This is a genomic window from Chromobacterium sp. Ag138 (genome assembly GCF_055181315.1).
Window position 1 is genome coordinate 2,109,111 of the sequence record NZ_JBUPWA010000001.1, and the last position, 24,227, is coordinate 2,133,337.

The following is a 24,227-nucleotide window of genomic DNA, read 5'->3' on the forward strand; positions in this document are numbered from 1 at the left end:
GCCTTTGAAAAATAGTCAATCACATAACTATAATCAAATTCTTTTTAAACAAAAACAACAAAATCTAGCGAGGCATGACAAGGCAAGCTGACTATCCGCTAAAGAATGCCAAGCGATATCATAAAATTTCTTATTACTAATTAAATCAAACGGTTTACCCTCTCGCCGCGCGCGAACGCTTCGATATTGGAGACCAACTGCGCGGCCAAGCGTCTCATCGCCTCTCCGCTGGCCCAGCCCACGTGAGGGGTGACGATCAGATTGGGCAAACGCGCCTTCAGCAGCGGATTGTCCGGCGACGGCGGCTCGCTGCCCAGCACATCGAAACCCGCCCCCCCCAGCTGCCCATATTTCAGCGCCGCCACCAGATCGGCCTCATCGACCAGGCCGCCGCGCGCGGTATTGATCAGGATGGCGCCCGGCTTCATCGTCATCAGCTCCGGCTGGGCGATCATGCCGCGGGTCTCGTCGGTCAGCGGACAGTGCAGCGACACCACGTCGGCGCGCGCCAGCGCCTCGGCGAACGGAACCCTTCCCTCCCTGGCCTCCCCTGCGCCCTTGCGCTCGGCGAACACCACCTCCATGCCGAAGGCGCGCGCCATCTCGGCCAGCCGGCTGCCGATGCCGCCGCTGCCGACGATGGCCAGCGTCGCGCCGCGCACCTCGCGTATCGGCGCGCCGAAATGGCAAAACTGCCGGGACTGGCTCCAGACGCCGGCGGCGACGTCGCGCTGATAGGCCGGCAGGTTCTTCATCAAGGCCATCATCAGCATGAACGCGTGCTCGGCGACGGTGTGATCGCCGTAATGGCGGATATTGCACACCGCGACGCCGCGCTCGCGGCAGGCCTCCAGATCGACATGGTTGTAGCCGGTGGCCGCGATGGCGATCAGCTTGAGGTTCGGCAGTCCTGCTATCGTCTCGCGCGACAGGGGCACCTTGTTGCTGATCACCACGTCGGCCTCGGCGGCGTGGGCCGCGACCTCATGGGCGGCGGTCGCCGGATATTCGCGGTAATGAACGGGAAAGCCAAAAACGGGAACCGGGGCAGGCAAGCTGTCCCGGTCAAGAAATACGACGTTATGAGTCATTGCTTGGCGGTCATCTCTCGAAGGTGATCAAATCCCGATAGGCATGCCAGCTGGCCAGCGCCAGCACCGGCATGATGATGATCAGGCCCAGGTAATAGGTGACGAAGCCCACCACCGTCATCGCGACTATGATAGCGGCCCAGATGCCCATCGTCAGCAGATTGCGGTACACCGCCTGCACGCTGGCGATCATCGCGGTGATGGTGTCCACTTCCTTGTCCAGCAGCAGCGGAATGGCGACGACGCTGACCGAGAACACCAGCTGGGCGAACAGGAAGCCGACGGCGAAGTAGGCGATCAGGAATTCCAGATTGTCCGGATTGAACGCGTCGGCGACGATCTCGTTCAGATTCGGCAGCGCCGCGGTGTCGTAAAACAGCGCGAACATCAGCAGCGACACGCGGAACCAGCCGAACACCAGCACCGCCAGCAGCACCGCGTACAGGCTGAAGCCCGGCATGTTGACGCGCCAGGCGGCCATGCTGTGCAGCAGTTTGACGCGGCCATGGCCGTCGAAGGCCTCCATCTGCTTGGCGATGTCGTAAAGGCCGATCGCCAGGAAGGGGCCGGCCAGCAGGAAGATGGTGGCGAAGGTGATCACCAGCTCCGGCGCCTGCTCGACATAGGCGCCCAGCAGATACCCCATCAGCACGAACACCGCGCCGTAGAACAGGCAATCGGCCGGCGCTTTCTGAAAGTCGCGGAACCCTCTTTTCAGCCACAGAAGCGGCTGCCGCAGCTCCACCTTGCGCGCCACCGGGCGCACGGGCGGAACATCGTGGTGAGTGACATCCATGGCACACCCCCTTGCATCGCGTGGAAAATAGAGACGAACGCTCTGTTTTTCGTTATATGCCACGCGGGGGAAAACACAAATCGGCCGGCCGGCTGCTACAATCCCGCGGTCAACACCATTCTTCCGGAAGGAAATAGCATGAGCGAACTGATCATCGAGGAATTGCTGGTCGGCGAAGGCGCCGAAGCCGCCGCAGGCCAGGAAGTCACCGTTCACTACACCGGCTGGCTGACCGACGGCACCAAGTTCGACTCCAGCAAGGACCGCATGCAGCCGTTCAGCTTCGAGCTGGGCGCCGGCTACGTGATCAAGGGCTGGGACCAGGGCGTGCAAGGCATGAAGGTGGGCGGCAAGCGCAAGCTGACCATCCCGTCCGAACTGGGCTACGGCGCGCGCGGCGCCGGCGGCGTGATCCCGCCGCACGCGACGCTGGTGTTCGAAGTGGAGCTGCTGCAGGTGGGCTGATCATTCCGCCATCCAGCAAAAAGGCCATCCAGAGGATGGCCTTTTTCATGCGGCGGCGCGCTTACTTCTTCGCGCAGGACAGGCGGCGGCGCTTGAACCAGACGAAACCGACCACCAAGAGCAGCACCGCCACCACGGTGAGGATGCCCGCCTGGCCGCGATGCACCATCATCATCAGCCAGTCGCGGTTGGCCGCGCCGTAATAGCCGAGATAGACCCAGACCGGCACCGAGATCAGCGCGGCGAAGCCGTCCATCATCAGGAAACGCCAGTAGGACACGCGCCGGGTCATGCCGGCGGTGATGAAGATGGGGGAACGCAAGCCGGGCAGGAAACGGGCGACGAACAGCACCCAGTTGCCGTATTTCTCGAACTTCTCCTGCACCGCCTCAAAACGCTCCTTGGTCAGGATGCGGGCGATGGGCTTGAAGCGCAGCACCTTGTGGCCGAAGATGCGCCCGGCCAGGAACATGATGCCGTCGCCGACCAGCACGCCCGCCATGCCGACCACGAACATGTAGTGCACATTGGCGTAGCCCAGGCCGGAAATCACGCCGCCGGCCACCAAAGTGATGTCCTCCGGAATCGGCACGCCGAAACCGCAAATCAACAGCACCGCGAACACGGCCACGTAGCCGTAACCAGCGAAAAAGTCGAGAAGTATCTGCAGAGTATCCATCTAGTATTCCGTCCGCCGGCTTTATTCCAAATCGTCGCAATCAAGCGGCTGGGCGGCTAATGTCCATGCACGGAGGTGTATAATAGCACACCTCTCGTACACGCTTTCTTGACATGACACGCCCTATCCGGCTGGAGATTTCCCTCCCGGCCATCCGCCACAACTTCCTGTTTACCCGCCAGCATTCCCAGGCACGCAGCCTATTCGCCGTAATCAAGGCCAATGCCTACGGCCACGGCGTATTGGACACTGCAAAGGCGTTGGCCGATCTGGCCGACGGTTTTGCCCTGCTCAATATCGAAGACGCGGTGCTGCTGCGCGAAGCGGGATTCAACCATCCCATCGCGCTGCTGGAGGGGCCGTTCGATGCGGCCGAGGCCGCCGCGATGGCCGACTACCGCCTTGGCGGCGCCGTCCACTCACAACAACAGATGGACTGGCTGGCCAAAGGTTCCGCCGACCGCCCGGTGGAAGTCTGGCTGAAGGTCAACAGCGGCATGAACCGGCTGGGCTTCCGCCCGGAAGACGCCGCCGCCGCCCAAGCCCGGTTGCAGGCGCTGCCCGGCGTGCGGCTGACCGCGGTCATGACCCACTTCGCCACCGCCGATGAAGATTACGGCGTCGCCGAGCAATGGGCCCGCTTCGAGCCGGTGGCCGTCGCCAGCGGACTGAAGGTCTGCGCCGCCAACTCCGCGGCGCTGCTGCGCCACCCGCACACCCACGGCGACATAGGCCGGCCCGGCATCGTGCTGTACGGCGCGTCGCCGTTCGAGCACGAAACCGGCGCCGATCTCGGCCTGATGCCGGCGATGACGCTGTCGGCCGACATCATCGCCGTGCAGCAGCTGCAGCCCGGCGACGCCATCGGCTACGGCCGCCGCTTCATCGCCGACCGCCCGATGCGCATCGGCGTGGTCGCCTGCGGCTACGCCGACGGCTACCCGCGCGTGGCCGCCAACGGCGCGCCGGCGGCGATAGACGGCCACCCATGCCAGCTGGTCGGCCGGGTATCGATGGACATGCTGACCGTAGACATCAGCCACCTGCCCCAGGCCGGCGTCGGCAGCCGGGTGGAACTGTGGGGGCCGAGCGCGCCGATCGAAAAGGTGGCCGCCGCCGCCGGCACCATCAGCTACGAGCTGATGAGCGCGGTGATGCCGCGGGTGCCGCGCGTCGCGTTCGGCTGAGGCCGGCCAGCAGCAGCGGCGCCAGCAAGGCGCCGCCGACATGGGCCGACCACAGCACCGGCTCGCCGCCCGGCCCCAGGTTAGGCCATAGCCCCTGCCAGGCCAGGCGCAGCAGCAGCGCCGCCGCCAGCCAATGGCCCGTGGCTTCGCGCTGCTTCAGCCACGCGATCGCCGCCCACCAGCCATACACCACGCCCGACGCGCCGAGATACGGCTGAGGCTCGGGCAAGGCCAGCTGCTGCAGCGCGATCAGCCAGGGCAGCAACAGCGCCAGCGCGCACAGCGGCCAGGCCGCGCGCCGGCCGCCCAGGCCAGCCAGCAACAGCAGGCTGGCGCTGTTCAATGCCGCGTGCCGCCAGTCGGCGTGCACCCAGCTGGCGGTGAAGGCCCGCCACCACTCGCCGCCGGCGGCCGGATCGAACAACCAGCGCCGCGCCGCTTCGCCCCAAGGCGTCAGCAACGGCAACAGCGCCGGCAGCAGGCTGGCCGGCGGCAGCCTCACTTGCGGCGCCGCCAGGCCAGCAGACCCGTCAGCCCCAGCATGCCCAGCGCCAGCTCATCCGCGCCGGCGATCGGCACCAGTTGCAGGTCGACGTACAAGGGATCGTGATCGGACGAGCGGTAGGCGTCCGGCGCGTAGTAGTTCTGCCGCTGGGAAGCGGATTTGAACTCGCTGCCGTATTCCAGCGCGGTCGGCTCATCGGCGTTGATGTGCCATTCGCCGGCCACTGCCACCCATTTCGTCAGCGAGGCGTCGGCCAGCGCGTGGTCGAGGTTGCCGGACTCGCCCTGGTAGACATAGGAATAAGCATCTTTCTGGAAACGCGCCAGCAGGTTGGACAGGCCGCCATCCTCGAAGACGCGGATCGGATCCTCCTTGGCATAGGCGTTCATGTCGCCCATCACCAGCAAGCCCTCCTTGGCGGATGCGCCGCGCTGCTTCGCCCACCGCACCAGGTCCTGCGCCGCCTGCACGCGGGTCAGATTGCAATTGCCCTGGCCGTCACCGGTATCCGTGTCGGGCGCGCCGTTCACCTTGACCTGCTCGCAGCTGCTGCCCTTCGATTTCAGATGGTTGACCACCAGCGTCAGCTTCTTGCCGTCGGCGGCGAAGGTCTGCGCCAGGCTGGGGCGGTTTTTGCTCGGATCCCCCACCGTCAGCGCCTTGGCGGCGCCATCGGGCTTCACCCGCGACGGGCGGTAGAGCATGCCGGTAGTGATGGCGTCGGTGCCGATCCTGGGCAGGCCGGGATCGACGAAGCGGTACTGCTTGTCCGCGTCCTGTCCGGCGTTCAGCGCGTCGACCAGCTCCTTGACCGCCGACTGCGGCCCGAAACCGTCGTTCTCCAACTCCATCAGGCCCAGCACGTCGGCGTCCAGCTGGCGGATGGCGCTGACGATCTTGGCTTTCTGCCGCAGGAAGTCGTCGCGGGTCTTGGCGCCGCGCTCGGTCGGAAAGCCGCCGCCCAGGCCGTCGCCGTTGAAGAAATTGAGCACGTTGAAGCTGGCCACCCGCAGTTGGCCCGCCTTGCGCGCCGGGGCCGCCGCGCGCGGGTTGGCGGCGGAAACCTGCGGCAGGTACAGCGGCTGGACGCGGTAGGCGCCGTTGCTGAACGACACCACGCCGGTCAGGCCGTCCAGGCGGTCCCCCACCCGCAGCGTGTTGGCGGCGGACAGGCCGCCCGGCCCGGGCAGCCAGGCATCGGCGTTCTGCCAGGTCTTGCCGTCGTCCAGCAGCAGGCGGTCGCGCGGATTGGCCGCGCGCAGCGCCTGGGCCTCGGCGCTGCCGGGGCGATAAAGCTGGGTCGGCACCCACTGCCGCGCTTGGCTCGACAGCGTCAGCTCGCCGTAGCGGCCGTAGTTGTAGCTGTCGACGACAAACAGCGGCTGCTCGAACTTGACGACCATGCCCGCCAGCGACTCCAGCTGCGCCGCGTCGCCGCTCAAGGGCAGCCGCAGGCGGACCGGAGCCAGCTCGCCCTGGTAGCCGCACAGCTGCACATCGGCTGCCGCCGACGGCTGCAGCTGGGTCTCGGTGCGCGCGTCGCCCTTGCGGCCGAACTCCAGCACCTTGCCGCGCACGCCGACCACGTCGCCGGCCCTCAGCGCCGGCAAGGCCAGCTTGCCGGTGTAAACGTAGATGCCCTCGGAAGTGGCGGGATCGGCATCCTGGTTCTGCGGCGCTTCCTGGATGAAGAAGCCGACCGGGCCGTCCTTGCCGTACAGCAGGCTGCTGACCACGCCCTGCACGGCGACCGTCTTGCCCTGCATCGGGCTCTGCGGGCCATTGCCCTGGACCTGGTGGATGCGCGCGTCGGGCAAGCTGCAGGCGGCCTGCGCCTGCAGACCGGCCAGCGCCAGCGCAGCGGCGATGGCGGCGCGGGAAAGGGGGAATGCGGGTATTGTTCTCATCTTTTTGTCATCCTGAGTAGAGGTGCGGCAATTCTATCCACAGATTGATGACATTCAAGTTTATTATTATCGGATAGCAAATTTTTGGCACAAAAAATGCCAACCTGTACAGGTTGGCATTTTTGTCGACCCGCTGCGCGGAACGATCAGGAAGCGATCTTCTCGATCGCCGAGGCGATGGCTTTGGCCCAGGTGTCGGCCAGCGCCTTGTCGTCGGCCTCCACCATCACCCGCACCACCGGCTCGGTGCCGGACGGGCGCAGCACCACGCGGCCGCGGCCGTTCAGCGCGGCCTCCGCCTCGGCCAGCGGCGCGGCGGAAGCGCCCTTCCAGTCGCAACCGTTGTGGCGGACGTTGATCAGCGTCTGCGGGAAAGGCTGCCAGTCGGCGCAAATGTCGGCCAGGGCCGCGCCCAGCTGCTGCACCGCCGCCAGCACCTGCAGGCTGGAGATGATGCCGTCGCCGGTGCTGTGCTTGTCCAGGCACAGGATGTGGCCCGACGCTTCGCCGCCCACCTGCCAGCCGTCGGCATGCAGCATTTCCAGCACGTAGCGGTCGCCGACCTTGGCGCGGCCGAAGGGCACATCCTGCTTTTGCAGCGCCAGCTCCATCGCCATATTGGTCATCACGGTGCCCACCACGCCGCCCTTCAGCTCCCCGCGGGCGGCGCGCGCCTTGGCGATCACGTAGATCAGCTGGTCGCCGTCGTAGATGCGGCCGGCGGCGTCCACCATGATCAGGCGGTCGCCGTCGCCGTCCAGCGCGATGCCGAAGTCGGCCTGGTGTTCCAGCACCGCCACCTGCAGCGTCTTGGGATAGGTGGCGCCCACCTTGTCGTTGATGTTGTAGCCGTTGGGCTCGCAGCCGATTTCCACCAGCTCGGCGCCCAGCTCGTGGAATACCTTGGGCGCGATATGGTAGGTGGCGCCATTGGCGCAATCGACCACCAGCTTCAGCCCCTTCAGGCTGAGCTCGTTGGGGAAAGTGCTCTTGCAGAACTCGATGTAGCGCTCGGCCGCGCCGTCGATGCGGCGGGCGCGGCCCAGCTCCAGCGACGGATTGGTGGCCATGGGCTGTTCCAGCATCGCCTCGATCTCCAGCTCCAACGCGTCGTCCAGCTTGTTGCCGCCTTCGGCGAAGAACTTGATGCCGTTATCCTGGAACGGATTGTGCGAGGCGGAGATCATCACCCCGGCCTCCAGCCGCAACGCGCGGGTCAGGTAGGCGATGCCCGGCGTCGGCAGCGGGCCGGTCAGCAACACGTTGACGCCGGCGGCGGTGAAGCCGGCCTGCAGCGCCGCTTCCAGCATATAGCCGGAAATGCGCGTGTCCTTGCCGATCAGCACCGTGGGGCGGCTGTCCTTGTCATGGTTGACCAGCACGCGGCCGGCCGCGTAACCCAGCTTCATCACGAATTCGGGCGTGATCGGAAATTTGCCGACCTCGCCGCGCACGCCATCGGTGCCGAAATATTTGCGACTCATTCAATATTCTCTGTATCGGTTCAAGGCCTTGACAGGCGCGATGCCCGCCATTTTGCCATCGTCACGAGGGGAAAAACCAGCTTCAAATCAAGAATCCCGCAACGCCTGCCACAGTTGCAGCGCCTGCCGCGTCGCCTTGACGTCGTGCACGCGTATCACCGCCGCGCCGCGCCGCGCCGACTCCAGCGCCGCGGCGACGCTGGCCCCCAGCCGCGCCGATGGCTCGTTCTCGCCGGTGATCGCGCCCAGCATGGACTTGCGCGACAAGCCCACCAACTGCGGCACCCCGGCGGCGCGCTCGATCTCGTCCAGCCGTTTGAGCAAGGCCAGATTGTGTTCCAGCGTCTTGCCGAAGCCGAAGCCCGGATCGACCAGCAAACGCTCGCGGGCGATGCCGGCATCCAGACACAGCTGGACGCGGCGCTGCAGATAGCCGGCCACCTCGGCCACCACGTCGGCGTACTCGGGCCGGTCCTGCATCGTGTCCGGGTTGCCCTGCTTATGCATCAGGCACACCGCGGCGCGGCTGGCGGCCACCAGCGGCAAAGCGCCCTCGTCTTCCAGCGCCGACACGTCGTTGATCAGATCGACGGCGCCGAGCTGGATCGCCTCGCGCATCACCTCGGCGCGGCGGGTGTCGAGCGACAGCGGCGCGCCGATGCCGCGCAGTTTCTCCAGCACCGGCATCACCCGCGCCATCTCTTCCTCCGGGCTGACGAAGGGCGCGCCGGGCCGCGTCGATTCGCCGCCGATGTCCAGAATATCGGCCCCTTCCGCCAGCATCGCTTCGGCTCTGGCCAGCGCGTCGTCGACGCGGTTGAAGCGGCCGCCGTCGGAGAAGGAGTCAGGCGTGACGTTGAGGATGCCCATCACCAGCGGACGGGACAAATCGAGCGCGAAGCGCCCGCATTGCAAGGTTTTCATGATGGCTCTCGTTGCTGGCGCCCCCAGCCTGCGCGGCGGGGAATGGAAAGAAAACCGGGCAAGCCCGCGAAGGCTTGCCCGGTTATGGAGGATGCGGCGATCAGACTTCCTGAGCCGGGTCCGAGGTCGCCGACGAAGCTGCCGGCTCCTCCGGTTGGGCCGGCTTGTCTTCCGCCTTGGCGGCGAAGCCGGAGCCCGGCTTCGGCGGACGCGGCGGCTTGCCTTCCATGATGTCGTTGATCTGCTCGGCGTCGATGGTTTCGTACTCCAGCAGCGCGGCGGTCATCGCCTCCACCTTGTCGCGGTTCTCTTCCAGCAGGCGGCGCGCCAGCGCGTACTGCTCGTCGATGATGCGGCGGATTTCGGCATCCACCTGCTGCAGCGTGGCTTCGGACAGGTTCTTGTGGGTGGTGATGGAGCGGCCGAGGAACACTTCGCCCTCGTTTTCGCCGTACACCATCGGGCCCAGCTTGTCGGACATGCCGTAGCGGGTGACCATGTCGCGCGCCATCTGCGTCGCGCGCTCGAAGTCGTTGCTGGCGCCGGTGGTCATCTGGTTCATGAACAGCTCTTCGGCGATGCGGCCGCCGAACAGGATGGCCAGACGGTCCATCAGGTAGCCGCGGTCGTAGGCGAAGCGGTCCTGCTCCGGCAGCTGCATGGTCACACCCAGCGCGCGGCCGCGCGGAATGATGGTGACCTTGTGCACCGGATCGGACTTCGGCAGCAGCTTGGCGACGACTGCGTGGCCGGACTCGTGGTAGGCGGTGTTGCGCTTTTCTTCCTCGGTCATCACCATGCTGCGGCGCTCGGCGCCCATCATGATCTTGTCCTTGGCGGACTCCAGGTCTTCCATGTCCACCAGGCGCTTGTTGCGGCGGGCGGCGAACAGGGCGGCCTCGTTGATCAGGTTGGCGAGGTCGGCGCCGGAGAAGCCCGGCGTGCCGCGCGCGATCACCTCGGCGTTGACGTCGGCGGCGATCGGCACCTTGCGCATGTGCACGTTCAGGATCTGCTCGCGGCCGCGGATATCCGGCAGCGGCACGATCACCTGGCGGTCGAAGCGGCCCGGGCGCTGCAGCGCCGGGTCCAGCACGTCCGGACGGTTGGTGGCGGCGATCACGATCACCGTGGAATTGGTGTCGAAGCCGTCCATCTCCACCAAGAGCTGGTTCAGCGTCTGCTCGCGCTCGTCGTTGCCGCCGCCGAGACCGGCGCCGCGCTGACGGCCGACCGCGTCGATCTCGTCGATGAAGATGATGCACGGCGAGTTCTTCTTCGCCTGCTCGAACATGTCGCGCACGCGGGCCGCGCCCACGCCGACGAACATTTCAACGAAGTCCGAGCCGGAGATGCTGAAGAACGGCACCTTGGCCTCGCCGGCGATGGCCTTGGCCAGCAACGTCTTGCCGGTGCCGGGGCTGCCTGCCAGCAAGATGCCGCGCGGAATGCGGCCGCCCAGGCTCTGATAGCGGGAAGGATCGCGCAGATAGTCGACAATCTCCTTCACCTCTTCCTTGGCCTCGTCGCAGCCGGCCACGTCGGCGAACACCACGGTGTTGGCGTCCTGGTCCAGCATGCGCGCCTTGCTCTTGCCGAACGAGAACGCGCCGCCCTTGCCGCCGCCCTGCATCTGGCGCATGAAGAACACCCACACGCCGATCAGCAGCAACATCGGGAACCAGCTGATGAAGATGCTCATCAGCATCGACGGCTCTTCTTCCGGCTTGGCGGAGAAGCGCACGTTGTTCTTGATCAGGTCGTCGACCAGCTGCGGGTCATACGGCGCGAAGGTGGAGAACGCGGTGCCGTCGGTCAGCTTGCCTTTCAGCCACTGGCCGCGCAGCGGGTGCCCTTCGATGGTCAGGGATTGCACCTTGCCCGACTCGACATCGCTGACGAACTGCGAGTATTCGAGCTGGTTCTGGGTGTCCTGGCGCTTGTTGAACTGATTGAAGACGGTCATCAGAACCAAGCCGATGATCACCCAGATGGCGATGTTTTTGCCGATATTGTTCACGAGTAGCGGACTCCTCTGTGCCCTGACTTTTTGGTTGCTTGTATTGAATGGCTACGATTGTACGCTGCGCGCCCTTTTATGTCAGCGGCGACCCTTGCCCAGCAGATAGATTTCACTGGAACGGTCCCGCGACGCCTTGGGCTTGCGCGTCACCACCTCGTCGAACAGCTCTCGCATGGACTTGAGATAGGATTGAAAATCGCTTCCCTGGAACACTTTGACGAGAAAATGTCCGCCGGGTTTCAAATGATCGCGCGCAAATTCCAACGCCAGCTCGCATAGCAGGAAACTCCTGGCCTGGTCGATGGCGCTCATGCCTGACATATTGGGCGCCATATCCGAAATTACAAGGTCGAGCTCGCGTCCGCCCAGCAATTGCTCGAATTCGCGCAAAACCTCTTCCTCGCGGAAGTCGCCCTGGATGAAATCGACGCCGGGCACCGGGTCCATTTCCAGGATGTCCAGCGCGAACACCTTGCCCGAGTCGCCGACGAGGCGCGCGGCCACCTGCGACCAGCTGCCGGGCGTGGAGCCCAGGTCGGCCAGCACGGTGCCGGGGCGGATCAGCTTGTCCTTGTCGTTGATTTCCAGCAGCTTGTAGGCTGCCCGGGCGCGGTAGCCGTCCTTTTGCGCCATGTTCACATAGGGATCGTTGACGTGCTCCTGCAACCAGCTGTTGCTGCTCTTGCTTCTTGCCATACGCGGCGGTGCTTTCTGTCGGTTCAATCGTCAGGATAGCCGATGCGCGCCGGGCGGCGCGCTATCCTGTTGTTTTTCGGTTATTTCAGCCCCAAACTTTGGGCCTGGAGCCAAATTCTAGTAGAATCGCGTTTTGCTTTGAATTCCATGTTTCCATGAAAATTGACATCAAGCCGTTTCAGCGCAAGTACCTGCAGGGTCTGGCGCACGGCATCGACCCGGTGGTGATGGTGGGCAACAACGGCCTGACCGAGGCCGTGGTGCGCGAGATCGCCATCAGCCTGGACGCCCACGAACTGATCAAGGTGCGCGTGCAGGGCGACGACCGCGAAGCCCGCATCGCCATGTTCGAGCAGATCTGCGAAGAACTGGGCTGCGCCCCGGTGCAGCACATCGGCAAGCTGCTGGTGCTGTGGCGTCCCAGCGACAAGGCGTGCATCACGCTGCCGAAGAACAAGCAAGCGATGAAGGGCTGAGCCCTCCCGCCTGTCGGATGAAAAAAAGCGGTGGCTGAACCACCGCTTTTTTTGTTTCCCGCGCAGCGAGGCTCCTTGCCGGGCAAGACGGGAGACGGAAAGTCGCAAGACAGGCTGCCAGCTCAAGCGCCTCCATGGAGAGGCCCGGCTTTGCCGGCTCCTGCAAAATCGTCCCGATGCCTGCCGTCGGCCGCCTGAAAGCGGTGGCCTGGCCGCCGCTTTTTTATTGACCCGTCACTCGCTGCGCCAGACATAGGCGAGGCCCAACACGCTCTGCACCAGGTAGATCAGGCTGGAAATCGCGTGCCAAGTGGCGAAACCGCCGCCGAACAGCCCTTCGGCCGCGTGATTCATCTGCTGCTTCAAGGTGACGATGATAGGCGCGACGCCGAACTGGTTGATCAACGTGCAGGCCAGCATGCCGACGATCAGCCAGAACGCCCCCTGTTTCAGGCCCGCCACCCCGTTGCGCCATACCTGGTCGACCAGCAGGAACACCCCGCACACCAGTCCAACCCAGGCAATGGCCGCGAACAGCCGCCCCGCCACCATGCCGGCAGTCGCCGCGTCCAGAGACTTGAACAGCACCGGCGCCACAATCAGGCCGATCACCCACAAACCGCCAATCCACAAGGTCTTGGCCACTGCACGCAAGCCGTCCATTTTCACCCCCATGCTCGGCAACAGACGCGGCCGATGAAAAACGCGCGGTCAAGGCCGCGCGGTCTGGATCAGATGTATTTGACGTCGAGCACTTCGTACTCGCGGATGCCGCCCGGGGCCACCACTTCGGCCACGTCGCCGGCTTCCTTGCCGATCAGCGCGCGCGAGATCGGCGAATTGACCGATACCTTGCACACCTTGATGTCGGCCTCGTCGTCGCCGACGATCTGGTAGGTGACGCTCTCTTCGGTTTCCAGGTCCATCAGATCGACCGTGGCGCCGAACACCACGCGGCCGTCGGCGTCCAGCTCGGACGGATCGATGATCACGGCATTGGACAGCTTGCCTTCCAGCTCGGCGATGCGGCCTTCGACGAAGGCCTGGCGTTCCTTGGCCGCGTCGTACTCGGCATTTTCCGACAGGTCGCCATGAGAGCGGGCTTCGGCGATCGCCTCGATCACCGACGGGCGCTCCACGCTCTTCAAGCGTTGCAGCTCTTCCTTCAGAAGCTCGGCGCCGCGTACAGTCAACGGGACTTTGATCATTACAGTATTCTCCACAGGCGGTTGTCCGCCTTCATCAAAAGCGCAAGCCGCCGTACGGGACGGCGGCTTGCGCGAGCGGGTTTGAGCGGAATTGTAACGGCAAATCGCTTCCGCATCAAAGCCTACCGGCGGCCACTCCCTTTCAGCCGGCGATCTGCGCGTGCAGCTGCTGCACGCTGTACACATCGAAGGATTCAGCGTGCTTCAGGCCCACGCACACCGCCTTGGCGGCGGACAGCGTGGTGTACTGCGGCACGCGCGCCTGCAGCGCGGAGCGGCGGATGGAGTGGCTGTCCTGGATCGCGGTGCGCTGCTCGTCCACGGTATTGATCACCAGGTCCACTTCGCCGTTCTTGATCATGTCGACGATGTGCGGACGGCCCTCGTTCACCTTGTTCACCACCTGCACGATCAGACCGGCATCGGCCAGGTGTCTGGCGGTGCCGCGCGTCGCGCAGACGCCGAAACCCAGGCGCTGCAGCTCGCGCGCCACGTCGACGACGCCGTTCTTGTCGGAGTCGCGCACCGACAGGAACACCTTGCCGCTCTTGGGCAGGCGGTCGCCCGCGCCCAGCTGCGCCTTGACGTAGGCCTCGGCGAAAGTCTTGCCGACGCCCATCACTTCGCCGGTGGACTTCATCTCCGGTCCCAGGATGGTGTCCACGCCGGGGAACTTGATGAAGGGGAATACGGCTTCCTTCACCGCGTAGAACGGCGGGATCACCTCCTTGGTGAAGCCCTGCTCGGCCAGGCTGATGCCGGCCATCGCGCGGGCGGCGATCTTGGCCAGCGGCGCGGAGGTCACCTTGGAGACGAAGGGCACCGTGCGCGAAGCGCGCGGGTTCACTTCCAGCACATAGATGGTCTCGCCCTGGATCGCGAACTGCACGTTCATCAGGCCGACCACGTTCAGCGCGCGGGCCATCGCCTCGGTCTGGCGGCGGATTTCGTCCTGCAGCGCCGGGAACAGGCTGTAGGCCGGCAGCGAGCAGGCAGAGTCGCCGGAGTGGACGCCGGCCTGCTCCACGTGCTGCATGATGCCGCCGATCACCACGGTTTCGCCGTCGGACACGCAGTCGACGTCCACCTCGATGGCGTCGTTGAGGAAGCGGTCCAGCAGCACCGGGCTGTCGTTCGACACTTTGACCGCCTCGCGCATGTAGCGCTCCAGATCGGCGGGCTCATGGACGATCTCCATCGCGCGGCCGCCCAGCACATAAGACGGGCGCACCACCAGCGGGTAGCCGATTTCGTCGGCCAGCTTCATCGCCTCGGCCGGCGCGCGCGCGGTGCGGTTCGGCGGCTGCTTCAGGCCCAGCTCGTTCAGCAGCTTCTGGAAGCGCTCGCGGTCCTCGGCGGCGTCGATCATGTCGGGCGAGGTGCCGATGATGGGCACGCCGTTGGCCTCCAGCGCGCGCGCCAGTTTCAGCGGGGTTTGGCCGCCGTATTGCACGATGACGCCGAACGGTTTTTCGATGCGGCAAATCTCCAGCACGTCTTCCAGCGTCAGCGGCTCGAAGTACAGGCGGTCGGAGGTGTCGTAGTCGGTGGACACGGTTTCCGGGTTGCAGTTGACCATGATGGTCTCGAAGCCGGATTCGCGCAGGCTCAATGCCGCATGCACGCAGCAGTAGTCGAACTCGATGCCCTGGCCGATGCGGTTGGGCCCGCCGCCCAGCACCATCACCTTCTTGCGGTCGGACGGATTGGACTCGCACTCCTCCTCGTAGCTCGAGTACATGTAGGCGGTGTTGGTGGCGAATTCGGCGGCGCAGGTGTCGACGCGCTTGTACACCGGGTGCAGGTTCAGCGCCCAGCGCTTGGCGCGCACCGCGGCCTGGTCCGAAGCCAGCAGCTCGCCCAGACGGCGGTCGGAGAAGCCCTTGCGCTTCAGGCGACGCAGCTCGGCGTAGTCCATGTCCTCGATCTTGCGGCCGGCCAGCGCCCGCTCCTCGCCGATGATGTCCTCGATCTGGGCCAGGAACCACGGATCGATCTTGCTGACCGCGTGAATGTCGTCGCGGCTCATGCCGATGCGGAAGCCGTCGGCCACGTACAGGATGCGCTCCGGTCCCGGCGCGCCCAGCTCGTGGCGGATGGCGGCTTCGTCGGAGGTCACCGAGTCGAAGCCGGACAGGCCGGTCTCCAGGCCGCGCAGCGCCTTCTGCATCGATTCCTGCAGCGTGCGGCCCATGGCCATCACCTCGCCCACCGACTTCATCTGGGTGGTCAGGCGGTCGTCGGCCTGCGGGAATTTTTCGAAGGCGAAGCGCGGAATCTTGGTGACCACGTAGTCGATGGACGGCTCGAACGAAGCCGGGGTGGCGCCGCCGGTGATGTCGTTCTTCAGTTCGTCCAGCGTGAAGCCCACCGCCAGCTTGGCGGCGATCTTGGCGATCGGGAAGCCGGTGGCCTTGGACGCCAGCGCGGAGGAACGGCTGACGCGCGGATTCATTTCGATGACGATCATCTCGCCGGTGGCCGGATTGGTGGCGAACTGCACGTTGGAGCCGCCGGTATCCACGCCGATCTCGCGCAGCACCGCCAAGCTGGCGTTGCGCATGATCTGGTATTCCTTGTCGGTCAGCGTCTGCGCCGGCGCCACGGTGATGGAGTCGCCGGTGTGCACGCCCATCGGGTCGAAGTTTTCGATCGAACAGATGATGATGCAGTTGTCGTTCTTGTCGCGAACGACTTCCATCTCGTATTCCTTCCAGCCCAGCACCGACTGCTCGATCAGCAGCTCATGGGTGGGGGAAGCCTCGAAGCCGCGCTCGCAGATCGCCAGGAACTCTTCCTTGTTGTAGGCGATGCCGCCGCCGGAGCCGCCCATGGTGAAGGACGGGCGGATCAGCGTGGGGAAACCCACCTTGGCCTGCGCCTCCAGCGACTCTTCCATGGTGTGGCAGACGAAGGACAGCGGGCAGGACAGGCCGATCTTGGCCATCGCCTCCTTAAAGCGGCCGCGGTCTTCCGCCTTGTCGATCGCGTCTTCGGTGGCGCCGATCAGCTCGACTTTATATTTTTCGAGCACGCCGTGCTTGGCCAGGTCCAGCGCGCAATTCAGCGCGGTCTGGCCGCCCATGGTCGGCAGGATGGCGTCCGGACGCTCCTTGGCGATGATCTTTTCCACCACCGGCCAGCTGATGGGCTCGATGTAGGTGACATCGGCCATGTCCGGGTCGGTCATGATGGTGGCCGGGTTGGAGTTGACCAGGATGACTTTGTAGCCTTCCTCGCGCAGCGCCTTGCAGGCCTGGGCGCCGGAGTAGTCGAACTCGCAGGCCTGGCCGATGACGATCGGGCCGGCGCCAATGATCAGAATGCTTTTGATGTCGGTACGCTTTGGCATGGCTTCTACTCTTTGATGACTTGTATTTTTCCGGCCGCGCCCCCTCCCCGGCGGCGCGGCATGTTTGCTTTCGACCTTACAGGCTGGCCGCCGCCAGCTTGGCGCCGAATCCGACGAACACCGCGCCCACCGAGCCGCCCAGCGCCGCCGTCAGCTTGCGGCGGCGGCGAAAGGCCGCGGCCAGCTTGTCGCCCAGCAGGATCAGCATCGACAGGTTGGCGATGCTGCAGCACTGGACGATGGCGCCCAGCGCGGCGAAGGTGACCGCCGGATGCGGATAGGCCGGATCGACGAACTGCACGAAGAACGACACGAAGAACAGGATGGCCTTCGGGTTCATCAGGCTGATCAGCAGCGCCTTGCGGTACGGATGGCCGCCGGACAGCGCCGACGCCTTGGCCGGCGACTCGTCGCCTCGGCGCGCACGGCGCCAGGCCAGGATGCCCGACTTCAGCATGTTGACGCCCAGCCAGGCCAGATAGCCGCCGCCGATGTACTTGACCACCGCGAACAGCGCCGGGTTGGCCTGCAGCAGGCCGGCCGCGCCGGTGGCCGCCAGCGTCATCAGGATGAAGTCGCCGCTGACCACGCCGCCGGCGGCGGCGAAGCCGGCGCGCTTGCCGCGCTGCGCCGCCACCGACAGCACGTACATGGCGTTCGGCCCCGGCAGCAGGATCACGATCAGCGTGCCGATCAGGTAGGTGGCAAGGTCGGTAATGCCCAACATATCGCTATCCCGCCTTACTTCCGTTCCGCCATCGCCGCGATGAAGCGGTCGAACAGGTAGGCCACGTCCTCGGGCCCCGGGCTCGCTTCCGGGTGGCCCTGGAACGAGAACGCCGGGCGGTCGGTCAGCGCGATGCCCTGCACCGTGCCGTCGAACAGCGAGCGGTGGGTGACGCGGACGTTGGCCGGCAGGCTGGTTTCATCCACCTGGAAGCCGTGGTTCTGGCTGGTGATCATCACGCGACCGCTGTCCAGATCCTGCACCGGATGGTTGGCGCCGTGGTGGCCGAACTTCATCTTGGAAGTCTGCGCGCCGGTGGCCAGGCCCAGAAGCTGATGGCCCAGGCAGATGCCGAACACCGGCAGCTTGGTCTCCAGAATGTCGCGGATCGCGGCAATCGCGTAGTCGCACGGTTCCGGATCGCCGGGGCCGTTGGACAGGAACACGCCATGCGGATTCATCGCCAGCACATCGGCGGCCGGCGTCTGCGCCGGGACGATGGTCAGCTGGCAGCCGCGCTCGGCCAGCATGCGCAGGATGTTGTGCTTGACGCCGAAGTCGTAGGCCACGACGTGGTAGCGGGTGGACGACTGCACCTGGTAGCCCGCGCCCAGCTTCCATTGCTTCTCGGTCCAGGCGTACGGTTTCTGGCAGCTGACGACCTTGGCCAGATCCTGGCCGGCCATGCTGCCGAAGCCGCGCGCCAGCTCCAGGGCCTTGGCTTCGTCGATGTCGCCGGCCATGATGCAGCCGGCCTGGGCGCCCTTCTCGCGCAGGATGCGGGTCAGCTTGCGGGTGTCGATGTCGGCGATCGCCACCAGCTTGTGTTTCTTCAGGTAATCGGACAGCGAATCTTCGGCGCGGAAGTTGCTGTGCAACAGCGGCAGATCGCGAATGATCAGCCCGGATGCAAAAACGGCGCTGGATTCGGTGTCTTCCGAATTCGCGCCGACATTGCCGATGTGCGGATAAGTGAGTGTGACGATCTGCCTGGTATAGGAGGGGTCCGTCAGGATCTCCTGGTAACCGGTGATGGCGGTATTGAATACCACCTCGCCGACCGTGTGGCCGGCGGCACCGATAGCACTACCTCTGAAAAGCGTGCCGTCAGCCAAGACAAGGATTGCGGGGAGGTTTGACACTGGCTGGCTCCTGTTGCATTGCTCGGGCGCTTACACAAAAACCGGCTGAGCCGGTTTCGTTGTACACCCTGGGATTTTCAAAATTCTTATGTGAATAACGGGACTCGGCGCCTCGCGCCTGTCCCGTTTGGTTAAACCTTTCTATAGTACCGCGCATTTTGCGCTTGCACAATACGCAAGGCGCCTTTTTTCAAAAAACGTCACATGCCCGGCTTCACCTGCCAGCTGACGCTGGTCGGGCCGGCCGGTTGGCCCAGCATCAGCATCAGGGGCTTCAACGCATCGTACTTGTCCTGCGGGCTGTCCGCGGTGCCGGCCATGTGGAAAGCGCCGCCGGCCGGCAACGCGCCCTGGCCGCTGAGCATCAGCGGCCCTTCCAGCGTGGACAGGTTCAGACTCAGCCCCTGGCCGGTGCCGGCGACGTCCAGCTGGTAGCTGCCGAACGGCAGCACCGTGGTCAGCGGCGACGACGCGCCGCGCCAAGCAATCTGCACCGCCCCGCTGACATCCTTGCCCTGGCGCGCCAGCTGCGGGATGTTCAGCTGCAGCTCACCGCCCAGCCGCGCCGCCTGCCAGGTCTTGGACAAATCGGCCAGCGCCGCCACCGGCAGCGACAACGCCAGCCCCCTGACCTCCTGCTTGCCGAAGCCCAGCTGCAGCATGCCGGGCTGGCCGGCGCTGTCCAGATGCCAGACCAGCAGGCCGGACAGCAAGGCCTTGGGCTGCCATTTCCACGCCAACGGACTCATGCTGCGCACCTCGCCGGCCGCCCCCAGGTAGACCAGCTTCGCGCCGCCGTCCCAGACCGTGCCCCTGGCTTCGCTGACGCCCCAATGCCCATCGCTGTAGCGCGACACCGGCAAGGACAGCCAGCTCGCCGGCAGCGACGACACCAGGCCGGCCAACAGCAGCGCGGCCGCGCCCAGCCATTTCAAGATCCGCCGCCTCATGCCGCCGCCCCCGCGTGCGCCAGCAGCGCCTTGATCTTCACCTGCCCCGGCACCGGCTGCGCCTCCGCCTTGACGTTGACCACCCGCACCTGCTGCTGCGCGGCCAGGATCCCGACGAAGCGCACCCAGTCGTCGAAGCCGACCACGCCCTCCATAGCCACGCCGGAATCGCCTTCTGCGCTGAACTGCAGCCCGGCCACCGACAGGCCCTGGCTCTTCGCCGTCTGCTGCAGCAGCGGGATCAGTTCCTTGGCCGGCAGCGGCGACTGCGCCGGCTGGCGCTTGAGCTTGGCGGCTTCATCGGCCAACGCGCTCACCGCGCCCAGCTCCGCCTGCAGCCGCGCGACCGACACTCGGTTGCGCTGCAGCGACGAGCTGGCCGGCTCCCACACCGCCAGATAGAGCAGCGCCGCGCCCAGCACCGCAGCCATCGCCGCCAGCAGCCTCTGCTCGCGCGGGCTGCGCTGGCTCCAGTATTCGAGAAATTGTTGCTTGTAGGCTTTCATCGTCACGGCTCCCGCGCCACCACCAGTTGCTTGCTGCCTGGCTGGCTGCTCGTCGCGTCCAGCATGATCTGCCGCGCCGCCAGCAGCTTGCGCCAGCGCGCCAGGCTATCCGCCGGCACCTCGCCCACCTGCAGCTTGAGCCTGCCGGCTTCGTACTCCAGCGTCCGCACCTGCAGCTCGCGCCCGCTGACGGCCGCCAGCGCGCCCATCAGCTCCACCAGATCGTCGCGCGCCGGCTGGCCATGGCTGAGCCTCAGCTTGTCCACCGCCCGCGTCATCCCCAGCGCGCTGCTGCCCGGCTGCGCCTGGCCGCCTATCCACGGCGTGGCCGCCGCGCGGATCTGCTGCGACAGGCTGTGCTTCCGCCATGCATACCAGCCGGACTGGCCCAGCGTCAGCGCGATCTGCGCGATCAGCAGCCCGCCCAGCAGCCAGCCGGTCTTTTTCAGCGACGGCGCCCAGTCGCGCCAGTAACGGTTGGCGGCCAGATCGCCCTGGGCGAAATCGTAACCGCCGTGGCGGCGGCCGCTGCGCCAGTCGTGCGCGTCGCCGCGCGCGGCCTCGCCCTGCCAGCCGGGCAAATGAGCCAGCACCTCGTCGGCGCTGTCCACGCCGTGCAAGCGCAGCCGCGCCGGCTGCGCCGCCGCCAGCAGCGAGGCGAACAAGGCATGCTCCATCTGCCCTCCGCTTCTCGGCAGGCTGGCCGCGTACGGCGCGGCGGCGCGCACCAGCCAGCGGTCGGCCAGGCGGGTCACGCTCCAGCCGTCCGCCGGCGGCGGCGCGAGCAGGCACTCCTCGGGCACGATGCGGTCGCACAGGCGGCCCAAATTCTTGAGCATGGCCACCGCGCGCCGCAGGCCGGCCGCCTCGGTGACCGCCACCGCGCGCCGGCCGCCGGCCAGCGCCTCGCCCAGCGCGTAAAGATTGGCCGCCGGATCGTTGGCCAGCCCCTCTTCCAGCGCGAAGCCCATCACGGCCGGCGTCGGCTGCTTGACCGCGTCAGGCAGCTTCACGTCGGTGAACAGCGTGCGGCCGGCCGGCAGCACCAGCTCGCACTGCTCGGCCTTGGGCCAGCCTCCGGGCGCGCTGTCTCCCTGGGCGGAGAGCTCGCCGCGGGCGTTCAGCAGGGCCCAGGGCAGGCCGGGCTCGCTATCGGGCCAGCCCGGACGCAGATAGAGTCGCAGCGTCGTCATGTTTGTCTCCACCTGGCCGCGCCTGCTGGCTGCGGCCATTGTTGCCTTCTTGTCGCCAAACCAGTTTGACGATGTTCTGATTGCTGTAAATCATCGCCCGCATCGACAGCCTGGCCTTGCCGTAGCCCGCCCGGCTGTTCAACAGGAAATAAGAGGATCCGGCGCCGATGTCCACATCCGGAAAAACAAAGCCGCCGCCCGGCAGCCTCGCCTTGAAATCATTGGCGTCCTTGAAATAATTGGTCTGCCGCTGCTTCATCAGCACCATCAGGTTGCCGTCGCCCATGCCGGGCAGCATCGCCTTCAGCACCTCGCCGGTCGCGGTGTTGACGTTGATCTGCGTCACCGACGGCGGCAGCGCCGCGATGTGCGGCGCCAGCTTTTCCATCACCTCCGGCGTGTAGCCCGGCAGCCAGCGCAGCATCTCCACCCGCGTCAGCGGACGATTGGGCTGCGGCGCCGCGGCAGCGCCGTCCCCGCTTGGCTTCTCGTCTTCGTCCTTGCCGCCGCGCAGCTCCTTCAGCAGCGGCTCCGACAGTTTGCCCGGCAAGCCCAGCGAACTGAGCAGCCGCTTGTAGAATTTCAGCTGCTTGGCGTTGGTCTGGCCGTTGAGCACCAGCGAATTGATGTTGAAGCGGCCCTGCAGGTCTTCCAGCGCGCCGCTCACCTTCACGCCCTGCGCCTCGGTCTGCGGCAAGGGCTGCGCCCACAGCTGGGACAGCGCCACCACGCCGTTGCCGGCCGGACCGTTGTTGAAGCGCAGGATTTCCATCGCCCAGCCCAGGCCGGCGTCGGCCACCAGCCGCAGCTGGGCTCGGCTCTTGTCGTTCTCCAGCTGGTGCCACCACAGCCCCTGCTGCCACAGCACCAGGCTGGCCGCGGTGGTGGCCAGCGCGACGATCAGCAGCGCCATGATCACCGCCATGCCGGATTGCCGCCGCCTCATGGCAGCACCCATATCCGCCGCGCCAGCTGCTTGCCCGGCATCTTCACCCGCATTTCCAGCGCCCGGGGCACGCGTCCCTGGGCCGCGTCGCCCATCGGCCACGCCTCCTGCCAGCTGCCGTCGTTGAGCAGCACCCGCCAATCGACGCGCATGTCCCGTCCCAGCAGCGCGTAAACGATGGGCGAAGCGCCGCCGGCATCGCCGGCCGACCAGCTGACGCCGCCCTCGCCGCTCTGGTAGACGATGCGCTCCCGCCCGCTCGGGTAGCGGGTGGACACTGCCTCCAGCATCAGCGCCTGGCCCTTGCCGTCCGGCTGCAGCACCAGGCTGCTGACGCCCAGCGTCAGCCCCTGCTGCTGCTCGGCCGCGTTGGCCGCCGGCTGCTGGCCTCCCAGATCGCTTTCCAGCCGGCGGAAGGCGCGCGCCACGTCCACCCACTGCTCTCCGGTCTGCATCAGCCGCTCGCGGGCGATCAGCAGCGAGCCGAAAGCCTTGTAGCCCATCACCGACAGGATGGCCAACAAGCTCATCGCCACCAGGATTTCCAGCAGCGTCATGCCGCCCTGCCGCCGCGCGCTCAACCGCCGCCTCCCGCCTGCTGCCGCAGATAGCCGGTCATCTCGGCCAGCACGTAATGGCCGGCGCCGGGCGCCAGGATGCGCACCGTCACCTTGCGGAAATTGGGATTGGGCGTCGGCGAGATTTCGCGCTCCCAGCGCCATTCGACGCCGTCTTCCTTGCTTTCTCCGGCCTGCTGGCCCGGCTCCGGAAACTGCCGCAGCGCCTGCAGCATCGCGATCTGGTTCTGCGCCTCCCAGTTGGCCTGCATCCGGCGCTCCATGCCTTCCGCGTTGTCGGCGGCGAGGCCGGTGGCGCGCAGCAGCGCGCCCAGCGCCACCGCGATGATGGCCAGCGCGACCAATACCTCGAACAGGGTGAAGCCTTGCTGCCGCCTCATGAGCCGTCCGCCACCGTCACGCGGCCCAGCGGCGACTGCAGCACGCTCAGCCGCCGGCCGGCGCCGTCCAGCCTGAGCGCCAGCGCCGCGGCCCGGCCGTCCTGCCACAGCAGCAGCGGCCGGTCGCCTTTCCAGGGTTTGCCGTCCTGCAGCGCGCCCTCGCCCGATATGCCGTCCGGCCACTCGTGCGCGGCCAGCAGCTCCTCGGTCACCGGCTGCCATTCGCCGTCGTCGTCCAGCCGGCTGAAGGCGTAGCCCTTGCCGTTCCAGCTGAGCGCCAGCGTGTCGCCCATCTCGGCCAGATCGCCGGCCTGCTCCAGCACGCGCGCGAAGCGGTAGCCCTCGTCATTCAATTGGCGATGGGTGTCCGGCCTCAGGCTGAGCGTGACGGTGGTGGCCAGCACGCCGATGATCAGCATCACCACCATCACTTCGATCAGCGTGAAGCCGCGCGCGCGCGCGGCGGAAGTCACGTTGCCTCGCTCCAGGCCCGGCCTTACTTGCCGCTGTCCCAGTTGCCGATGTCGGCGTCGTTGCCCTCGCCGCCCGGCTCCCCGTCGGCGCCGAAGCTCCAGATGTCGATTTCGCCGTGAGTGCCCGGATTGGCGTACTGGTAGGCGTTGCCCCACGGATCCTTGGGCAGGCGCTCCAGGTAGCCGCCCGGCTTCCAGTTCTTGGGCTCCGGCGCGGCGGTCGGCTTCTGCACCAGCGCCGACAGGCCCTGGTCGGTGCTGGGGTAGCGGCCGTTGTCCAGCCGGTACAGCTTCAGCGCCTGGCTGATGGCGCCGATGTCCTGCTTGGCGGCGACGATGCGCGCCTCGTCCGGGCGGCTCATCACCTTGGGCACCACCAGCGCGGCCAGCACGCCGAGGATGACGATCACGACCATGATCTCGATCAGGGTGAAACCGCGTTGAGCGGCGCGACGAACTGCTTTCATGTTTTCTCCCGAATGCATGCCGGGAATGCTCCCCGGCGTCTCTTCCAAATCTTTGCGCCCGCCGCGGCGGGC

25 protein-coding genes are annotated in these 24,227 nt (G+C 66.2%); 3 read left to right on the plus strand and 22 right to left on the minus strand.

Features of this window, described 5'->3' with window-relative positions:
- Positions 1 to 140: 140 nt before the first annotated feature.
- Together ACY3GB_RS09695 and ACY3GB_RS09700 are read right to left on the minus strand one after the other, a co-directional pair.
- Positions 141 to 1,091, minus strand: coding sequence for a D-2-hydroxyacid dehydrogenase (locus ACY3GB_RS09695; RefSeq protein WP_463088539.1), 951 nt, complete (start codon positions 1,089 to 1,091; stop codon positions 141 to 143).
- A gap of 10 nt (positions 1,092 to 1,101) precedes the next feature.
- The gene (locus ACY3GB_RS09700) at positions 1,102 to 1,887 is read right to left on the minus strand and encodes a DUF2189 domain-containing protein (protein WP_463088540.1); all 786 of its coding nucleotides are present in this window, start codon (positions 1,885 to 1,887) and stop codon (positions 1,102 to 1,104) included.
- 138 nt (positions 1,888 to 2,025) lie between these two features.
- Here ACY3GB_RS09700 and ACY3GB_RS09705 point away from each other — a divergent pair, with 138 nt between their 5' ends.
- Positions 2,026 to 2,352, plus strand: coding sequence for an FKBP-type peptidyl-prolyl cis-trans isomerase (locus ACY3GB_RS09705; protein ID WP_046155559.1), 327 nt, complete (start codon positions 2,026 to 2,028; stop codon positions 2,350 to 2,352).
- A 61-nt stretch (positions 2,353 to 2,413) separates the two neighbouring features.
- Here ACY3GB_RS09705 and ACY3GB_RS09710 read toward each other — a convergent pair whose 3' ends face one another.
- The gene (locus ACY3GB_RS09710) at positions 2,414 to 3,031 is read right to left on the minus strand and encodes a DedA family protein (RefSeq protein WP_021478731.1); all 618 of its coding nucleotides are present in this window, start codon (positions 3,029 to 3,031) and stop codon (positions 2,414 to 2,416) included.
- 113 nt (positions 3,032 to 3,144) lie between these two features.
- On the opposite strand from ACY3GB_RS09710, the gene alr reads away from it, so the two are divergent.
- Entirely contained in the window at positions 3,145 to 4,218 is a 1,074-nt protein-coding gene (gene alr / locus ACY3GB_RS09715) for an alanine racemase (RefSeq protein ID WP_463088541.1), read from the plus strand.
- Here alr and ACY3GB_RS09720 read toward each other — a convergent pair.
- The 6 genes from ACY3GB_RS09720 to rlmE all read right to left on the minus strand — a co-directional run bounded on the left by ACY3GB_RS09720 (position 4,160) and on the right by rlmE (position 11,757).
- Complete coding sequence (locus ACY3GB_RS09720) at positions 4,160 to 4,720, minus strand: rhomboid family intramembrane serine protease (protein ID WP_463088542.1); 561 nt, start codon at positions 4,718 to 4,720, stop codon at positions 4,160 to 4,162. The genes alr and ACY3GB_RS09720 overlap by 59 nt on opposite strands.
- Positions 4,717 to 6,630, minus strand: coding sequence for an ExeM/NucH family extracellular endonuclease (locus ACY3GB_RS09725; RefSeq protein WP_463088543.1), 1,914 nt, complete (start codon positions 6,628 to 6,630; stop codon positions 4,717 to 4,719). Before ACY3GB_RS09725 ends, ACY3GB_RS09720 begins: the two co-directional genes overlap by 4 nt.
- Before the next feature lie 146 nt (positions 6,631 to 6,776).
- Positions 6,777 to 8,114, minus strand: coding sequence for a phosphoglucosamine mutase (glmM, locus tag ACY3GB_RS09730; RefSeq protein ID WP_463088544.1), 1,338 nt, complete (start codon positions 8,112 to 8,114; stop codon positions 6,777 to 6,779).
- A gap of 87 nt (positions 8,115 to 8,201) precedes the next feature.
- Positions 8,202 to 9,038 (minus strand): dihydropteroate synthase, encoded by an 837-nt coding sequence (folP, locus tag ACY3GB_RS09735; protein WP_463088545.1) that lies wholly within the window; start codon positions 9,036 to 9,038, stop codon positions 8,202 to 8,204.
- Positions 9,039 to 9,138: 100 nt separating this feature from the next.
- Positions 9,139 to 11,058: an ATP-dependent zinc metalloprotease FtsH gene (gene ftsH / locus ACY3GB_RS09740; protein ID WP_463088546.1), complete on the minus strand. Its 1,920-nt coding sequence runs from the start codon at positions 11,056 to 11,058 to the stop codon at positions 9,139 to 9,141.
- A gap of 81 nt (positions 11,059 to 11,139) precedes the next feature.
- Positions 11,140 to 11,757: a 23S rRNA (uridine(2552)-2'-O)-methyltransferase RlmE gene (gene rlmE, locus ACY3GB_RS09745; protein WP_463088547.1), complete on the minus strand. Its 618-nt coding sequence runs from the start codon at positions 11,755 to 11,757 to the stop codon at positions 11,140 to 11,142.
- A gap of 155 nt (positions 11,758 to 11,912) precedes the next feature.
- On the opposite strand from rlmE, the gene yhbY reads away from it, so the two are divergent.
- Complete coding sequence (yhbY, locus tag ACY3GB_RS09750; protein WP_463088548.1) at positions 11,913 to 12,233, plus strand: ribosome assembly RNA-binding protein YhbY; 321 nt, start codon at positions 11,913 to 11,915, stop codon at positions 12,231 to 12,233.
- A 234-nt stretch (positions 12,234 to 12,467) separates the two neighbouring features.
- On the opposite strand, the gene ACY3GB_RS09755 is transcribed toward yhbY, so the two are convergent.
- From ACY3GB_RS09755 to gspG, 13 genes are all read right to left on the minus strand, one after another.
- Positions 12,468 to 12,896 carry a DUF4149 domain-containing protein gene (locus ACY3GB_RS09755; RefSeq protein WP_463088549.1) on the minus strand — a complete coding sequence of 143 codons (429 nt, stop codon included), beginning with the start codon at positions 12,894 to 12,896 and terminating at the stop codon, positions 12,468 to 12,470.
- Between the two features lie 68 nt (positions 12,897 to 12,964).
- Positions 12,965 to 13,441, minus strand: coding sequence for a transcription elongation factor GreA (gene greA / locus ACY3GB_RS09760; RefSeq protein ID WP_046155565.1), 477 nt, complete (start codon positions 13,439 to 13,441; stop codon positions 12,965 to 12,967).
- Between the two features lie 142 nt (positions 13,442 to 13,583).
- The gene (gene carB, locus ACY3GB_RS09765; RefSeq protein WP_463088550.1) at positions 13,584 to 16,793 is read right to left on the minus strand and encodes a carbamoyl-phosphate synthase large subunit; all 3,210 of its coding nucleotides are present in this window, start codon (positions 16,791 to 16,793) and stop codon (positions 13,584 to 13,586) included.
- 76 nt (positions 16,794 to 16,869) lie between these two features.
- Positions 16,870 to 17,520 (minus strand): leucine efflux protein LeuE, encoded by a 651-nt coding sequence (gene leuE / locus ACY3GB_RS09770; protein WP_463088551.1) that lies wholly within the window; start codon positions 17,518 to 17,520, stop codon positions 16,870 to 16,872.
- Between the two features lie 14 nt (positions 17,521 to 17,534).
- Complete coding sequence (gene carA, locus ACY3GB_RS09775) at positions 17,535 to 18,662, minus strand: glutamine-hydrolyzing carbamoyl-phosphate synthase small subunit (protein WP_463088552.1); 1,128 nt, start codon at positions 18,660 to 18,662, stop codon at positions 17,535 to 17,537.
- A gap of 200 nt (positions 18,663 to 18,862) precedes the next feature.
- Complete coding sequence (locus ACY3GB_RS09780) at positions 18,863 to 19,597, minus strand: type II secretion system protein N (RefSeq protein ID WP_463088553.1); 735 nt, start codon at positions 19,595 to 19,597, stop codon at positions 18,863 to 18,865.
- An 11-nt stretch (positions 19,598 to 19,608) separates the two neighbouring features.
- Positions 19,609 to 20,118 (minus strand): type II secretion system protein GspM, encoded by a 510-nt coding sequence (gene gspM / locus ACY3GB_RS09785; protein ID WP_463088554.1) that lies wholly within the window; start codon positions 20,116 to 20,118, stop codon positions 19,609 to 19,611.
- Positions 20,119 to 20,120: 2 nt separating this feature from the next.
- Positions 20,121 to 21,311, minus strand: a complete 1,191-nt coding sequence (gspL, locus tag ACY3GB_RS09790) for a type II secretion system protein GspL (RefSeq protein WP_463088555.1) — start codon at positions 21,309 to 21,311, stop codon at positions 20,121 to 20,123.
- Positions 21,268 to 22,257, minus strand: coding sequence for a type II secretion system minor pseudopilin GspK (gene gspK, locus ACY3GB_RS09795; protein WP_463088556.1), 990 nt, complete (start codon positions 22,255 to 22,257; stop codon positions 21,268 to 21,270). Before gspK ends, gspL begins: the two co-directional genes overlap by 44 nt.
- Complete coding sequence (locus ACY3GB_RS09800; protein ID WP_463088557.1) at positions 22,254 to 22,838, minus strand: type II secretion system protein GspJ; 585 nt, start codon at positions 22,836 to 22,838, stop codon at positions 22,254 to 22,256. The genes gspK and ACY3GB_RS09800 overlap by 4 nt, the downstream gene beginning before the upstream one ends.
- Complete coding sequence (gene gspI / locus ACY3GB_RS09805; protein ID WP_046155573.1) at positions 22,835 to 23,215, minus strand: type II secretion system minor pseudopilin GspI; 381 nt, start codon at positions 23,213 to 23,215, stop codon at positions 22,835 to 22,837. The genes ACY3GB_RS09800 and gspI overlap by 4 nt, the downstream gene beginning before the upstream one ends.
- Positions 23,212 to 23,688: a prepilin-type N-terminal cleavage/methylation domain-containing protein gene (locus ACY3GB_RS09810; protein WP_115617776.1), complete on the minus strand. Its 477-nt coding sequence runs from the start codon at positions 23,686 to 23,688 to the stop codon at positions 23,212 to 23,214. Before ACY3GB_RS09810 ends, gspI begins: the two co-directional genes overlap by 4 nt.
- Positions 23,689 to 23,711: 23 nt before the next feature.
- Positions 23,712 to 24,155, minus strand: a complete 444-nt coding sequence (gene gspG / locus ACY3GB_RS09815) for a type II secretion system major pseudopilin GspG (RefSeq protein WP_144410143.1) — start codon at positions 24,153 to 24,155, stop codon at positions 23,712 to 23,714.
- Between the last annotated feature and the right edge of the window lie 72 nt (positions 24,156 to 24,227).